Genomic DNA, 13645 nt, shown 5'->3' with positions numbered 1-13645 from the left:
GCTCACCAGCCCTTCGCGAGGCTCGTCTGCAGGCGGGCCGCGCGGGCCGCCCGGAGCTGGAAGATCGCCTTCACCATGGCCGGCGCGGCGATGAAGATGACGATGAGCGCCTGGAGCACGGTGACCAGTTCCAGCGAGATCCCGGAATAGGACTGCATCCGGTTGCCGCCGGCCTGGAGCGCGCCGAACAGCAGCGCGGCCAGCAGCACGCCCCACGGCTTCACCCGGCCGAGCAGGGCGACCAGGATGCCGTCGAAGCCGATCTGCGCGATCACCAGCGGGGTCAGCGCGTTCGCGGTCGAGCCGAGCACCATGTTCGACCCGCCGAGCCCGGCCAGCAGACCCGAGATCACCATGACCAGCACGTACGTCTTGGTCACGCTGATGCCGGCGGTCCGGGCGGCGTCCGGGTTCTCGCCGACCGCGCGCAGCTCGAAGCCGAGCGTCGAGCGGTTCAGCAGCCAGGCGATGAACCAGGTGGCGAGCACCGCGACCAGGATGCCGGCGTGAACCCGCAGGTCGGCGCCGAGCAGCCGGGGCAGTTGGGCGGAGGACTCGACCGGCTTGCTGATCGCGTCCGACCGGTTCGGGTTCTGCACCCCGCTCTGGATGATGATCCAGGACAGGAAGTAGACCGCTACGTAGTTGAGCATGATCGTGTTGATCACCTCGTGGGCGCCGGTGCGCGCCTTGAGGATGCCCGGGATGAAGCCCCAGAGCGCGCCGCCGAGCGCGCCGGCGATCAGCGCGACGAGCAGGTGCACCCCGGGCGGCAGCGGCAGCGCGAAGCCGGCGAGGGCGGCCAGGATGACACCGACGGTGGCCTGGCCCTGGGCGCCGATGTTGAACAGGCCGCCGCGGAAGGCGAGCGCGACCGCCAGGCCGGTGAAGACCAGCGGCGCCGTGTAGGTGAGCGTCTCCGAGATCGGGCCCATCGCGGCGGTGAAGCCGACCGCGTCCGGGTCGAAGATCGCGCCCTTGAACAGGTTCGCGTACGCCTCGCTGACCACGGTCCAGCTCGCGTTGAACGCGTCCGCCGGCCGGGCCGTGATGTAGCCGTAGGTGGCCAGCACCTCCGGGTCGGAGACGATGATCAGCACCGCGCCGACCAGCATGGCGAGCAGCACCGCGAGCACGGTCACGGTGACCGTGTTGGCCGCCCAGAGGTTGTCCAGGAAGAGCCGGCCCAGCGTGGGGCGGGGCTCACCGGCCGGGGGCTGCTTCGTCGCGGTGGCGGGCACCGCCCGCTCGGTGTCGCCGGCGGGCGCGGGCGGCGTGGCCCGGGCCTCCTGCCGAGCCTCCTGCGCCTCGGTCGCCGGCTCCTTGTCGGGGGAGCCCGACACCGGGTCTGGGTTGGTCATGCCTCGTCCTCGTTGCCAGGGCCGTCAGCGGTCGGGGTGGCGGTGTCCGGCGTGATGCCGGCCATCAGCAGGCCGATCTCCTCGCGGGGGGTGTCCGGGCCGACCACGCCGATGATCCGGCCGCGGTACATCACCGCGATCCGGTCGGCCAGGCCGATCACCTCGTCCAGTTCGCTGGAGACCACCATGACGGCGGTGCCGATGTCCCGCTCGCGGATGACCCGGCTGTGGATGAACTCGATCGAGCCGACGTCCACGCCCCGGGTGGGCTGGGCGGCGATGAAGAGCTTCAGCGGCCGGGACAGCTCCCGGGCCACGATCACCTTCTGCTGGTTGCCGCCGGAGAGGGTGCCGACCGCCGCGTCGGCCGAGGAGGTGCGGACGTCGAACTGCTCGATCCGCTCCTTCGCCGACCTGGCGATGGCGTCCGGCTTGAGCGAGAGGCCCTTGCCGAAGGGCGGCTGGTCGTAGATGTCCAGCACCAGGTTCTCCGCGACGGAGAACTCCTTGACCAGGCCGTCGACGCTGCGGTCCTCCGGGACGTACCCGACGCCGGCGCGGAGCACCTTCTTGGTGGTCCAGCCGTGCACGGCCTGGCCGTCCAGGGTGATCGAGCCGGCGAGCACCGGGCGCAGCCCCATGATCGCCTCGATCAGTTCGGTCTGCCCGTTGCCCTGCACGCCCGCGATGCCGAGCACCTCACCGGCGTGCACGGTCAGGTCCACGCCGTCGACCGCGCGTACCTGCCGGTCGTCGTCGACGACCAGGCCGGCGACCTGGAGCATCGGCTTGCCCGGCTGGGCCGGCTTCTTGTCCACGGTCAGCCGGACGCTGCGGCCCACCATGAGCGCGGCCAGCTCGTCGCGGCTGGCGCTCGGCTCGGCGGTGCCGACCGTCTTCCCGCGCCGGATCACCGTGATCCGGTCGGCGATCGCCTTGACCTCGCCCAGCTTGTGGGTGATGAACACGATCGACTTGCCGGCCTCCTTGAGCGACCGCATGACCGTGAGCAGTTCCTCGGTCTCCTGCGGGGTCAGCACGGCGGTCGGCTCGTCGAGGATGAGCAGGTCGACGTCGCGGGTGAGGGCCTTGACGATCTCCACCCGCTGCTGGATGCCGACCGGCAGGTCCTCGATCACCGCGTCCGGGTCGACCCGGAGGTTGTACCGCTCGGAAACCTCGGCGACCTCGCGCCGGGCCCGCCGCCGGTCGAGGAAGCCGGTGAAGCTCCCTTTGGTCTGTTCCGCGCCGAGCATCACGTTCTCGGCCACGGTGAAGACCGGCACCAGCATGAAGTGCTGGTGCACCATGCCGATCCCGGCGGCGATCGCGTCGGACGGGCCCTTCAGCTTCAGCGGCTTGCCGTCGACCAGGATCTCGCCCTCGTCGGGCTGGTACAGCCCGTACAGCACGTTCATCAGGGTCGACTTGCCGGCGCCGTTCTCGCCGAGCAGGGCGTGGATCTCTCCAGGCTCCACCGTCAGGTCGATGTGGTCGTTGGCGACCAGATCACCGAACCGCTTGGTGATGCCGCGCAGTTCGAGTCTCAGCGCAACCTCCTGGAGTGCGAGCGATGGTGCAGCGTAGCGGCTGCCGCGCCGCCACCGCGCCGGGTGGGGTCAGAGGGGGATCAAGGTGACCGGCCGCCCCGGCGTCGCGCGGGCTGTTTCCCGCGTGCGCCGAGGCGGCCGGATCGTCAAACCTGGTGCCCGCCGGCCCCCGCTGCCGATGATCTCACCGCGGCGGCCGGCGGAGCGGTCACTTGGTCGGCTGGGCCTTCGAGGTGACCTTGATGGTGCCGGCGGCGATGTCCGCCTTGATCTTGTCGACCTCGGCCTTCAGGTCAGCGGGGACCTTGCTGTCGAAGTCGTGGTACGGGGCGATCGAGACGCCGTTGTTGGCCAGGGTGCCGACGAAGCCCGGCTGAGCCTGGAGCTTCTCGCCGGTGGCGGCCTTCAGCACGGCGTCCTTGACGGCGTCCGGGATGTTCTTGACGACCGTGGTGACGAGCGCCGGGCAGTTCGGGGTGCTCTCGCAGCCGTCGACGTCCACCCAGACGACCGAGTACTTGCCGCCCGAGGCCTGCGCCGCGGCGGTGGTGCCGAGGCCGGCGCCGCCGGCGACCGGCATGATGATGTCCGCGCCCTGGGCGACCAGCGCGTCGGAGACCTTCTTGCCCTCGTCCTGCTTGACGAAGTCGTTGGTGAAGGAGCCCTTCTGGGTGGCCTTGTCCCAGCCGATGACCTGGACGTTCTTGCTCTTGGCCTTGTTGTAGTACGCCACGCCGTCGGCGAAGCCGTCCATGAAGATGGTGACCGGCGGGATCGGGAGGCCACCGTAGGTGCCGACCTTGCCGGACTTGCTCATCCCGGCGGCGAGGTAACCGGCCTGGAAGGCGGCCTGCGCGGTGTCGAACTGCATCGGGTAGACGTTGCCGACGCCCGGGTTCGCGTCCACGATGCCGAACTGCTGGTTCGGGTTCGCCGTGGCGGCCTTCTTGGTGGCGTCCTGCATCAGGCCACCGACGGCCAGGATGAAGTCGCACTTCTGGTTGACGAACCCGGTCAGGTTGACCTCGTAGTCCGCCTCGGCCTTCGACTGGACGTTCTTGATGTCGATGTTGTCGTTCTCCTTCTTCGCCTCCTGCAGGCCCTTCCAGGCGGAGGTGTTGAAGGACTTGTCATCGATGCCGCCCACGTCGGTCACCATGCAGGCGCTGAACTTCTTGCCGCCGTTGCCGCCGGCGTTCTTGTCGTCCTTGGGAGCCTCACCACATGCGGCGGCGCCCAGTACGAGGCCACCCGCCACGATGGCGGAGGCGATCCGCATCCCACGCACAGAGCGCAAGACGTCTCCTTCCCATTGCACACCGCGTCGTGCGCGGTGGCAGCCCTTGCGCCGGCCTGCGGTGTGCCGCCGGCGTCCCACGTTACGGACGGGAGCGTACGCCCGCGCCCACCCACCGGCCGACAATCGTGCACGACTGTTGAACGGTCGTTACCCCTACGTAACCGATGCGTGGGGCACATCACCTTTCGTGCCGACGGCCCTCCGGAGAGGTGTCGCGAACGTCCGTTTTCCGTGGTCTTCCCGCTGTGCCGGAGGGCTAACGCCAGAAGACCGCCACCGCCGCGTTGACCAGCGTCAACCCGACGATCGCAAGGAAGTGCCCGCGGTTCACGGACTCCCGCTTACGGGAGAAGAAGACCATGACAAAGATCAGCAGCGCGAGCACCAACTTGGTAACAAGCTTGGCGGGCGCCGGCTCGTCGCCGTCGCGCAGCGGGGCGGCGAGACCGATTCCGGTCAGCAGCCCGATCACCGAGCCCCAGAGCATGGCCGCGTTGATGCGCAACCGGCCGCTGACGTACTGGGCGATCGAGCCGCCCAGCAGCAACGCGAACCCGATCAGATGGACGTAGAGAAGGATCAGTCGGAGAGCTTCCACGCCAGACATCCTCCCCCATCAACGACGACTTGTAGTAGCCGGCCCGCCGAGGTGCCGTCATACCGTGACCTCGGCGGGCCGCTGCTCCGCCGCGGGGCCGCCCGCGCCGACCCGCGCGGGGCGGCGGCCGACGAGGACCAGGGCGAGGCCGACCAGGGCGTAGCCGGCCAGCACGGCCACCGGCCGGCCGGCGCCCGCCCCGTCGAAGAACGCGGCCGAGCGCAGCAACGTGGCGCCCGCTCCGACCGGCAGGTACTGCCCGATCGCACCCCAGGGCTGCGGCAGCAGCTCGGGCGCGGCGCCCACCGCGGAGAGCGGGTTGCCGACCAGGAAGACGAGCAGCGCGCCGAGCCCGATCCCGGGAGCGCCGAGCAGCGCGCCGAGGCCCGCCACGGTGCCCGCCGCGGCCAGCGCGAACAGTCCGATGGCGCCCGCCTCCCGCCACAGGTCGCCGTCGAGGACGCCGAGCCAGCCGTGCAGCACCGCGGCGCCCACGAGGCCGGCCAGGACCGCGAAGCCGAGCAGGCCGGCCAGCCGCGCCGCCCGCCGGGCGACCAGCACGGTGAGCAGCGCCCCGGCCAGCATGCCGGTCAGCGCCAGCGGCAGGAACCCGGCGGCGAAGCCGGCCCCGCGGGGGTCGTCCGGGTCGGCCGGCACGACCTGTACCACCGGCACGGGGCGGCCGGCGGAGAGCTGCGCGGCGGCCTCGGTGAGCAGTGCGGCCACGGTCGGGCTCGCGGCCGGGGCGGTGTGCAGGGCGACGCCGTCCGGGCCGACCACGAAGGCGGCGTACGCCTCCCGGTCGCGCAGGGCCCGGTCGGCGGCCGCCGCGTCCGGCAGCGTGGCGACGGCGAAGCCACCCGGGCGGGCCGCGGCGAGCCGGGCGGCCAGTTCGGCGGCCGCGGGCGCCGGCCCGGCGACGGCGATCGGCAGGTCACGCGGCGCCAGGTGGGCGGCCGGCGCCGCGAAGAGGGGTACGAGCAGCGCCTGCACCACCACCGCCAGGCTGGCGAGCAGCGCGGCGAGCAGCCACGGCGAGCGGATCCGGGTCGGGTGAGCGGACATCCCCGCCTCCTTAAAACGAACGTTCGTTCTCTTGACCTGAGGGTGCGCCGCCGGACGGCCCGCCGTCAAGAACGAATGTTCGCTTTACACTGTGGGTCGTGCCACGCGTATCGGACGAACACCTCGCGGCCCGCCGCCAGCAGATCCTCGACGCGGCCCGGCGCTGCTTCCGGCGCGACGGCTTCCACAACACCTCGATGCAGGACGTGATCAGGGAGGCCGGGCTCTCGGTCGGCGCGGTCTACCGCTACTTCCCGAGCAAGAACGACCTGATCACCGCGATCGCCCAGTCGGTGATCGGCGGCGCCGAGGGGCTCTTCGCCGAATTGGCCGAGGCCGACCCGCCGCTGCCGCTGGTCGACGCGCTGCACCGGGCCCTCACCTACGTCGACGGGCAGTCCGACCCCGACGGCGTGCTGCCGCTGGCCATCCAGGTGTGGGGCGAGGCGCAGCGGGACCCGGCTCTCGCCGAGTTCGTCGGCCGGACGTACGCGAGTTTCCGCACCCACTTCACCACCCTGGCCCGGCGCGCCCAGGCGGCCGGCGAGCTGCCCGCGGACGCCGACCCGGAGGCGGTCGGCGCGGCCCTGTTCGGCCTGGTCCCCGGCTACATCCTGCAGCGCATCCTGACCGGCTCCCCGGACCGGCACACCTATCTGGCCGGAGTCCGCGCCCTCCTCGCCGCCCACCGCGGTTAGGAGGGGCCCCCTTCGCCAGGAAGGCCCCTCCTCCGGCTTCAGGCGAGGCGCCAGACCTGGAAGGTGGGGCCGTCGGCGGGGAGGGTGACCGCGCCGTCAGCGTCCGGGCGCAGCGCCGGGGCACCGCCGTACACGTTCTCGCCGGCCGGCAGGCCGGTCAGCCGGACCGGGGTGCCGGCCGCCCGGCGGGCCAGCACGAGCACCGTGCCGGCCGGCGCCTCGCGGAGGAAGACCAGCGTGTCCGCGTCGGCGTGCACCCAGCGCAGGCCGCCGTGCCGCAGCGCCGGCTCGTCGCGGCGCAGCGCCAGCAGCGACCGGTACGCGTCGAAGGTCCGCCGGTCCCAGCTCTCCGGCCGGTGCCACGGCATCGGGGTACGCGACCCCTCCCCGTTGGCGCCGGTCAGGCCCAGCTCGTCGCCCGCGAAGACCACCGGGGTGCCGGGCATGGTGGCGAGCAGGCCGGCGGCCACCTCCTGCCGGGCCGCGTCGCCGACCACGGTGCGGATCCGGGCCGAGTCGTGCGAGCCGAGCAGCTGCCACGAGTGCGTGTACGACCGCCACGAGATCAGCGACCGGTAGGTGTTCATGGTGGCCAGCACCGCTCCCGCGTCCCGCCGCCGCACCCCGCCCGGGGTGCCGAGGAAGTTCGGCAGCGTGCCGTCGCCCTGCCGCAGCCAGGACCAGACCGGGTCGGTGAAGCCGACGTAGTTCATGGTGCCGTGCCAGCCGTCCCGGTCCAGGTCACCGGTGTGGTCGTGGCCGTGCTCGGCGAGCAGCAGAGCGTCGGCCCGGGTGTCGGCGACCACCTCGCGCAGCAGCCGGGCCACCTCGTGGGTGTACGCGTCCGCGCCCCGCCGGCCGGTCATGTTCGCCACGTCCACCCGCCAGCCGTCCAGCGCGTACGGCGAGCGCAGCCAGCGGCGCAGCAGGGAGTCCTCGGCGGTGGCGAAGCGGCGGCGCAGCTCGGCGCTGCCCCAGTTGAGCTTCGGCAGCGACTTGACCCCGTTCCACGACTCGTAGTCCGACCCCGCCAGGTCGAAGTAGTACAGCTCCCGCTCGGGCGCGTGCACGTCGGAGACGGCGGCCGTGAACCAGTGGTGGGCGTCGCCGGTGTGGTTGCTGGTGATGTCGCCGAGCAGCCGCCAGCCCCGGGCGTGCACCGCGTCGGCCAGCCGGGCCAGGGCGGCGTCCCCGCCGAGCAGCGGGTCGACGGTGTCGAAGCTGGCCGCGTCGTACCGGTGGTTGGAGCGGGCCGGGAAGATCGGCGTGAGGTAGACGGTGTTCACCCCGAGCCGGTCCAGGTGGTCGAGGCGCTCGGTGATCCCGTCGAGGTCGCCGCCGTAGAACTGGCGGGGCGTCTCCGGACCGCGCCCGATCACCGGGGTGTCCCAGTCGCACGGGATCGCCCAGTCCGGCGCCGTCCGGCCGGCCGCGGCGGCCGAGCGGGCGAACCGGTCCGGGAAGATCTGGTAGATCACCGCGTCCCGGGCCCAGGCCGGCGGCCGCGCGTAGCTGACCAGCTTGAAGTCGGCGCTGTCCGGCACGTCGTGGTCGACGGAACCGGCCGCGTTCAGCCAGCGGGCGCCCGCCGGGCCGTCGAGCAGGAACCGGTAGTTGCTGACCGGGTTGCGCACCTCGACGTCGGCCCGCCACCACACGTCACCACCCTCGCTGCGGTCGACCACCGCCTCGGCGAAGCGCGGCTCGCCGTCGCCGGTGGTCCGGACGTGCACCTGGCGGACGTCGGCGCCGGCCGGCACCCGGACGAAGACCGGGACGGTCTGCCCGAGGGCGGGCTCCTGCTCGGGGACGTAGGTGGCGGATCCGTCGTGGTGCGGCTGGAGAGAAGACATGGGCATGCCCTTCGCGTCGGTGCGGACGGGGAGTGGGCGGGCACCCGCCGCGGCCGGTCACCCGACCGCGGCGGTCCGCCCGGAAACCGCTCCGGTGTACGTCGACACGACGCCCTTGCCGCAGCGTGAGCCGAGGAGGCTCAGCCTTTGACGGCTCCGGCGGTCAGGCCGGAGACGATGTAGCGCTGGAGCAGCTGGAACACCAGCACCGTCGGGATGGCGGTGAGCAGGGTGCCCGCCGCGAACATCCCGAAGTTGTTGTTGCGCTCGCCGGCCACCATGCCGAACATCCCGACCGCCAGGGTTTTCGAGTCCGGCTCGGTGAGGAACACGTTGGCGATGATGAACTCGTTGATCGAGCCGATGAAGGCGAGCAGCCCGGTCACCGCCAGGATCGGCGCCACCAGCGGCAGCATGATCCGGAAGAAGACCTGGGCGTGCGAGGCGCCGTCCATGGTCGCCGACTCGTCCAGCTCCTTCGGCAGGGTGTCGAAGAAGCCCTTCATGAGCCAGGTGTTCGCGCCGAGCGCGGTGCCCATGTAGAGCAGGAACAGGCCCCACGGGGTGTTGAAGCCGATCGCCGGCCACAGGCCGGTGACCGTCGTGAAGATCAGGAAGATCGCCACGATGGCCAGGAACTGCGGGAACATCTGGATCAGCAGCAGCGCGAGCAGCCCGACCCGGCGACCGGCGAACCGCATCCGGGAGAACGCGTACGCCGCCAGCGCCGACAGGAAGATCGACGCGAAGCTGGCCACGCCGGCGAGCAGCAGCGAGTTGAGGAACCAGTGGGCGAACGGCGTCTTCTGGAACAGGTTCGTGAAGTTCTCCAGGGACGCCCCGGTCGGCAGCAGCTCCGTCGACGAGAGCGTGCCGAGCGGGTTGAGCGCCGCGGAGATCACGAACAGGATCGGGAAGAGGCTGAACGCCACGGCCAGCACCCCGACCACGTGCCGCCAGCCCACCTGGGCGAACCAGCGTCCCTTCGACCTCCCCGTCCCGGCCCGGTTGGCGACGGCGGCGTCCGACAAGGTGGTCACGAGTAGACCTCCTCCTGCTTGCGGGTCCGCGAGAAGCTGATCGCCGCCACGATCGCCACGATCGCGAAGATGAAGATCGAGACCGTGGTGGCCAGCCCGTACTCGGCGCCCTGCGCGCCGAAGGCCAGCCGGTAGGTGTAGGTGATGAGCAGGTCGGTGGCGCCGTTGGTCGGGTTGTCCGGCGCGAACGGCCCGCCCTCCGTGGTGAACAGGATCGCGTTGACGTTGTTGAAGTTGTACGCGAACGAGGCGATGAGCAGCGGCGAGAGCGCGACCAGCAGCAGCGGCAGGGTGACCGCGCGGAACGACTGCCACGGGCTGGCGCCGTCGACCGAGGTGGCCTCGGTCAGCTCGCGCGGGATCGCCTGGAGCGCGCCGGTGGCGACCAGGAACATGTACGGGTAGCCGAGCCAGAGCTGCACGAGCAGCACCGCGATCCGCGCCGACCAGGTGCCGCCGAACCAGTCGATGTCCAGCCCGAACAGGTTGTTGATCAGGCCGAAGTCGGTGTTGAACATGTCCCGCCAGACCAGCAGCATGGCGAACGACGGCATGGCGTACGGCAGGATCAGCAGGACCCGGTAGAGGTTGGTGCCGCGCATCCGGGGCGAGTGCAGGGCGAGCGCGATGGCCATGCCGAGCAGGAAGGTGAGCCCGGTCGAGCCGATCGCGAAGGCGAAGTTCCACAGCAGGGTCCCGAAGAACGGCCTGGAGATGTCCGGGTCGGTGAGCACCCGGGTGAAGTTCTTCAGCCCGACGTTGACCTTCCAGCCCTGGGCGAGCCGCTCCCCGTCGGAGGCGACGAAGGAGCCGTTCGCCGGGTCGGCGGTCCAGGTCCTGCCGGTCTCGCTGTCCTTGACGCAGTCGCAGCCCGCGTCGTACGCCCGCACGGCCTTGCCCTCGTAGGCACGGGACAGGCCGTTGGAGCGGACCGCGCCACCGGCGGTCGGCACCACCAGGTCGGTGATGTCCTTGCTGCGGCCGCTGGCCTGACCGAAGTTGAGCACGGTGTAGCCGGCGGCCTCGGTGATCTTGCCGGTCGGGCTGACCGTGACGTCACCGGCGTCGAGCTTGCGCAGCCCGCCCGCGTCGCCCGCGAAGACCTCCCTGGTCTTCGGGTCGCTGAGCAGGAACACCAGCGCGCCGGTGGCCGGGTCGCCCTTCGTGGCGATGGAGAGGGAGTACTCGGTGGAGCCGGGGACCTGCTGCACCGAGGAGGTCTGGATGGCGACGATCGCGTCGTCCTTGCTGCCGCGGTGGCCGTCGCCGAAGTTCGTGAACGCGGTGCTCGCCGTGTAGAGCACCGGGAAGACCTGGAAGGCGATGAGGAAGAGCGTGCCGGGGACCAGGTACTTGGCCGGGATGTGGCGGCGGCCGAGGTAGAGGTAGAACAGGCCCGCGGTGGTGGCGGCGAGGATGCCCAGCCCGACCCAGTGCTCGGCCTCGACGAGCGGGAACGCCGCCCAGATCGCGATCCCGGCCACCAGGCCGAGCAGGACCACCTTGACGACGAGGCCGGTCGCGGTGATCGGCGCGTGGTTCCGCGCGGTACGGGACGTGCGCGGGAGCCCGCGGCGAACGGGCTCCCGGCCCGGGGCCTGCTCAGCAGACCCCGGGCCGGACAGCGACGTGCTCATTACTTGATCTGACCCGCGATGGTCTTGCCCGCGGCGGTGATCGTCTTGGCCGGGTCGGCGCCACCGATGATGGCGGCCTCCGCCTTGCCGAACGGGTCCCAGATCGCGGCCATGGCCGGGATCGCCGGGAGCACCTGACCGTTCTTGCCGGCCTCGGAGAACTTGGCCAGGTCCGGGTCCTCGCCCTTGACCTGGTCGAAGGCGGCGGTCAGCGCCGGCGGGCGCGGCTCGGCCTTGTACAGCGCGACGGCCAGCTCGGGCTTCGTCACGTAGTTGGTGACGAACTCCTGGGCCAGGGCCTTGTTCTTGCCCTTGGCGGCGACGTAGAACGCCTGGACGCCCACGAACGGCTGGGCCTCCTTGCCACCGGCGAAGCCGGGGACCGGCGAAATGTCGTACTTGATGTTGGCCTTCTTGGCGTCCGCGATGGCCCACGGGCCGGAGACCAGGAAGGCGCACTTCTTGCCGGTGAAGGTGGCGATGGAGTTCTCGCCGGTGATGGAGCGCTTCAGCGCGCCGTCGCCCTTCTCACCGAGCTTCGCGATCTTCTGGAAGGCCGCGATCGACTCCGGCTTGCCCACGCCCAGGTCCTTCGGGTCGTAGTCGCCGTTGGCCGCGGTGCCGAACAGGTAGCCGCCGCCCGAGGTGTACAGCGGGTAGATGTGGTACGCGTCGCCGTTCTGGCCGGACTGGAGGCAGAGGATCTCGCTGGCCTTCTTCTCGGCCTTGAGCTTCTTGCCGGCGGCGACCAGGTCCTCGATCGTCTTCGGCGCCTCGGGGGCCAGCTCGGTGTTGCGGATCAGCGCGACGTTCTCGGTGGCGTAGGGGACGCCGTAGAGCTGGCCGTTGAAGGTGACGGCCTTGACGGCGGTCTCGTTGAACGCGCTCTTCTGCTCGGCGGCGAGCTGCACCGGGTCGATGGCGCCGTTCTGGACCAGGTTGCCGATCCAGTCGTGCGCGCCGACCACGACGTCCGGACCGCTGCCCTGCTGCGAGGCGGTGACGAAGTTGGTCTGCAGGTCCTTGGAGACGGCCTGGACCTCGACGGTCACGCCGTTCTCCTTGCCGAACTCCTCGGCGAACGGCTTCAGGGCCGCGGTCCGCTTGTCGTCGGCCCAGATGACCAGCTTGCCACCGGTGGCCTTGGCGGACTCCTTGGCGGCCGGCTTGTCGCTGTCGCTGCCGCCGCAGCCGGACGCGGCGAGCGCCAGGCCGAGGACAGCGACCACACCCGCGGTACGGATGCGCATCGGTACTCCTGTCGTCATGGCGGCCTGCCGGGGGAAGGGCGGCCCGCCAGTGGGAACCTCGGAAATTTCTTGCTGACCGGCGCGGGGATGCTGCGCCGCTGCTCTCGCATGTTGCGGGGACGTTAGCAAGAGGTTGCAGAGAATGGAAGGGCTTGCAGGAGCGTACGCAAGAACTTGCTCGTGAGCTAAAGTGCCGCCATGCGCGCTCGACTGTCCGACATCGCCCAACAGGCCGAAGTCAGCGAGGCCACGGTGTCGCGGGTGCTCAACGACCGCCCCGGAGTGGCCCCCGAGACCCGGCAGGCCGTCCTCACCGCCCTCGACGTGCTCGGCTACGAGCGCCCCGCCCGGCTGCGCAAGCGCAGCGCCGGGCTGGTCGGCCTCGTCGTGCCCGAGCTGGACAACCCGATCTTCCCGGCCTTCGCCCAGGTCATCGAGTCGACGCTGGCGCAGAGCGGGTTCACCCCGGTGCTCTGCACGCAGACCCCCGGCGGGGTCACCGAGGACGAGTACGTCGAGATGCTGCTCGACCGGCAGGTCTCCGGGATCGTCTTCGTCTCTGGCCTGCACGCCGACACCGCCGCCAACCACGACCGGTACCGCGCGCTGATCGCCCGCCCGCTGCCGATCGTCATGATCAACGGATACGCGCCCGGCATCGCGGCGCCCTTCGTCTCGTGCGACGACGGCGAGGCCACCGAGCTGGCCGTCGCGCACCTCGTGGCGCTCGGCCACCGGCGGATCGGCCTGATCACCGGCCCGGACCGCTTCGTGCCGGTGCAGCGCCGGGTGGCCGGCTTCCGCGCCGCGATGACCCGGCTGGTCGGCACGACCGAGGCGGAGGTCGGCGAGCTGGCCGAGCTCTCCCTGTTCGGTGTCGAGGGCGGCGAGGCCGCCGCGGGCCGGCTCATCGAGCGCGGCGTGACCGGTCTGGTCTGCGGCTCGGACCTCATGGCGCTGGGTGCGATCCGGGCCGCCCGGCAGCGCGGTCTCAGCGTCCCCGCCGACGTCTCGGTGGTCGGCTACGACGACTCCCCGCTCATGGCCTTCACCGACCCGCCGCTGACCACCATGCGCCAGCCGGTCGCCGCCATGGCGGTGGCCGCCGTCCGCGCCCTGGTCGACGAGATCAACGGGCACGCCGCGCCGAACTCCGAGTACCTGTTCCGCCCCGAGCTGGTGGTGCGGGGCTCGACCGCGGTGGCCCGTCCGGCCGGCGGCGCGAACCGCCAGCGCCCCTCCTCGGTCGATCCCACCCTGGCCGTCCCCGCCTGACCGCTTGCCGTCAGTTCT

General features: G+C 71.4%; 11 protein-coding genes. 2 read left to right on the top strand and 9 right to left on the bottom strand.

Annotated elements, in window-relative coordinates; all coding sequences use genetic code 11:
• Nucleotides 1–2 precede the first annotated feature (2 nt).
• From ABZ452_RS09835 to ABZ452_RS09815, 5 genes are all read right to left on the bottom strand, one after another.
• Nucleotides 3–1361, bottom strand: a complete 1359-nt coding sequence (locus ABZ452_RS09835) for an ABC transporter permease (protein ID WP_357940823.1) — start codon at nucleotides 1359–1361, stop codon at nucleotides 3–5.
• On the bottom strand, nucleotides 1358–2851 hold the full coding sequence (locus tag ABZ452_RS09830; protein ID WP_357941069.1) for an ABC transporter ATP-binding protein: 1494 nt from the start codon (nucleotides 2849–2851) through the stop codon (nucleotides 1358–1360). Before ABZ452_RS09830 ends, ABZ452_RS09835 begins: the two co-directional genes overlap by 4 nt.
• A 268-nt stretch (nucleotides 2852–3119) precedes the next feature.
• Nucleotides 3120–4190 (bottom strand): BMP family ABC transporter substrate-binding protein, encoded by a 1071-nt coding sequence (locus ABZ452_RS09825; protein ID WP_357941067.1) that lies wholly within the window; start codon nucleotides 4188–4190, stop codon nucleotides 3120–3122.
• A gap of 277 nt (nucleotides 4191–4467) precedes the next feature.
• Complete coding sequence (locus ABZ452_RS09820) at nucleotides 4468–4809, bottom strand: hypothetical protein (protein ID WP_357940821.1); 342 nt, start codon at nucleotides 4807–4809, stop codon at nucleotides 4468–4470.
• Nucleotides 4810–4866: 57 nt separating this feature from the next.
• Entirely contained in the window at nucleotides 4867–5874 is a 1008-nt protein-coding gene (locus ABZ452_RS09815; protein ID WP_357940819.1) for a hypothetical protein, read from the bottom strand.
• A gap of 98 nt (nucleotides 5875–5972) precedes the next feature.
• On the opposite strand from ABZ452_RS09815, the gene ABZ452_RS09810 reads away from it, so the two are divergent.
• Entirely contained in the window at nucleotides 5973–6572 is a 600-nt protein-coding gene (locus ABZ452_RS09810; protein ID WP_357940817.1) for a TetR/AcrR family transcriptional regulator, read from the top strand.
• Nucleotides 6573–6610: 38 nt separating this feature from the next.
• Here the strand turns inward: ABZ452_RS09810 and ABZ452_RS09805 are convergent, their stop codons facing one another.
• From ABZ452_RS09805 to ABZ452_RS09790, 4 genes are all read right to left on the bottom strand, one after another.
• A complete protein-coding gene (locus ABZ452_RS09805) occupies nucleotides 6611–8431 on the bottom strand; it encodes a glycoside hydrolase family 13 protein (protein WP_357940815.1) in 1821 nt (606 codons plus the stop codon).
• 134 nt (nucleotides 8432–8565) lie between these two features.
• Nucleotides 8566–9465: a sugar ABC transporter permease gene (locus ABZ452_RS09800; protein ID WP_357940813.1), complete on the bottom strand. Its 900-nt coding sequence runs from the start codon at nucleotides 9463–9465 to the stop codon at nucleotides 8566–8568.
• Entirely contained in the window at nucleotides 9462–11102 is a 1641-nt protein-coding gene (locus tag ABZ452_RS09795; RefSeq protein ID WP_357940811.1) for an ABC transporter permease subunit, read from the bottom strand. The genes ABZ452_RS09800 and ABZ452_RS09795 overlap by 4 nt, the downstream gene beginning before the upstream one ends.
• A complete protein-coding gene (locus tag ABZ452_RS09790) occupies nucleotides 11102–12352 on the bottom strand; it encodes a maltose ABC transporter substrate-binding protein (protein WP_357940809.1) in 1251 nt (416 codons plus the stop codon). The genes ABZ452_RS09795 and ABZ452_RS09790 overlap by 1 nt, the downstream gene beginning before the upstream one ends.
• Before the next feature lie 198 nt (nucleotides 12353–12550).
• On the opposite strand from ABZ452_RS09790, the gene ABZ452_RS09785 reads away from it, so the two are divergent.
• The gene (locus ABZ452_RS09785; protein WP_357940807.1) at nucleotides 12551–13627 is read left to right on the top strand and encodes a LacI family DNA-binding transcriptional regulator; all 1077 of its coding nucleotides are present in this window, start codon (nucleotides 12551–12553) and stop codon (nucleotides 13625–13627) included.
• Nucleotides 13628–13645: the final 18 nt, after the last annotated feature.

Origin of the sequence: Micromonospora sp. NPDC005707 (assembly GCF_040631005.1) — a bacterium.
GTDB lineage: Bacteria > Actinomycetota > Actinomycetes > Mycobacteriales > Micromonosporaceae > Micromonospora.
This window is presented reverse-complemented; position numbering and strand designations above follow the sequence as displayed.

What these genes read in the sequence shown, in the direction of transcription:
- ABZ452_RS09835 (WP_357940823.1), bottom strand. Translation starts at nt 1,361, where the DNA reads ATGACCAACCCAGACCCGGTGTCGGGCTCCCCCGACAAGGAGCCGGCG.
- ABZ452_RS09825 (WP_357941067.1), bottom strand. Translation starts at nt 4,190, where the DNA reads ATGCGGATCGCCTCCGCCATCGTGGCGGGTGGCCTCGTACTGGGCGCC.
- ABZ452_RS09815 (WP_357940819.1), bottom strand. Translation starts at nt 5,874, where the DNA reads ATGTCCGCTCACCCGACCCGGATCCGCTCGCCGTGGCTGCTCGCCGCG.
- ABZ452_RS09805 (WP_357940815.1), bottom strand. Translation starts at nt 8,431, where the DNA reads ATGCCCATGTCTTCTCTCCAGCCGCACCACGACGGATCCGCCACCTAC.
- ABZ452_RS09795 (WP_357940811.1), bottom strand. Translation starts at nt 11,102, where the DNA reads ATGAGCACGTCGCTGTCCGGCCCGGGGTCTGCTGAGCAGGCCCCGGGC.
- ABZ452_RS09790 (WP_357940809.1), bottom strand. Translation starts at nt 12,352, where the DNA reads ATGCGCATCCGTACCGCGGGTGTGGTCGCTGTCCTCGGCCTGGCGCTC.
- ABZ452_RS09785 (WP_357940807.1), top strand. Translation starts at nt 12,551, where the DNA reads ATGCGCGCTCGACTGTCCGACATCGCCCAACAGGCCGAAGTCAGCGAG.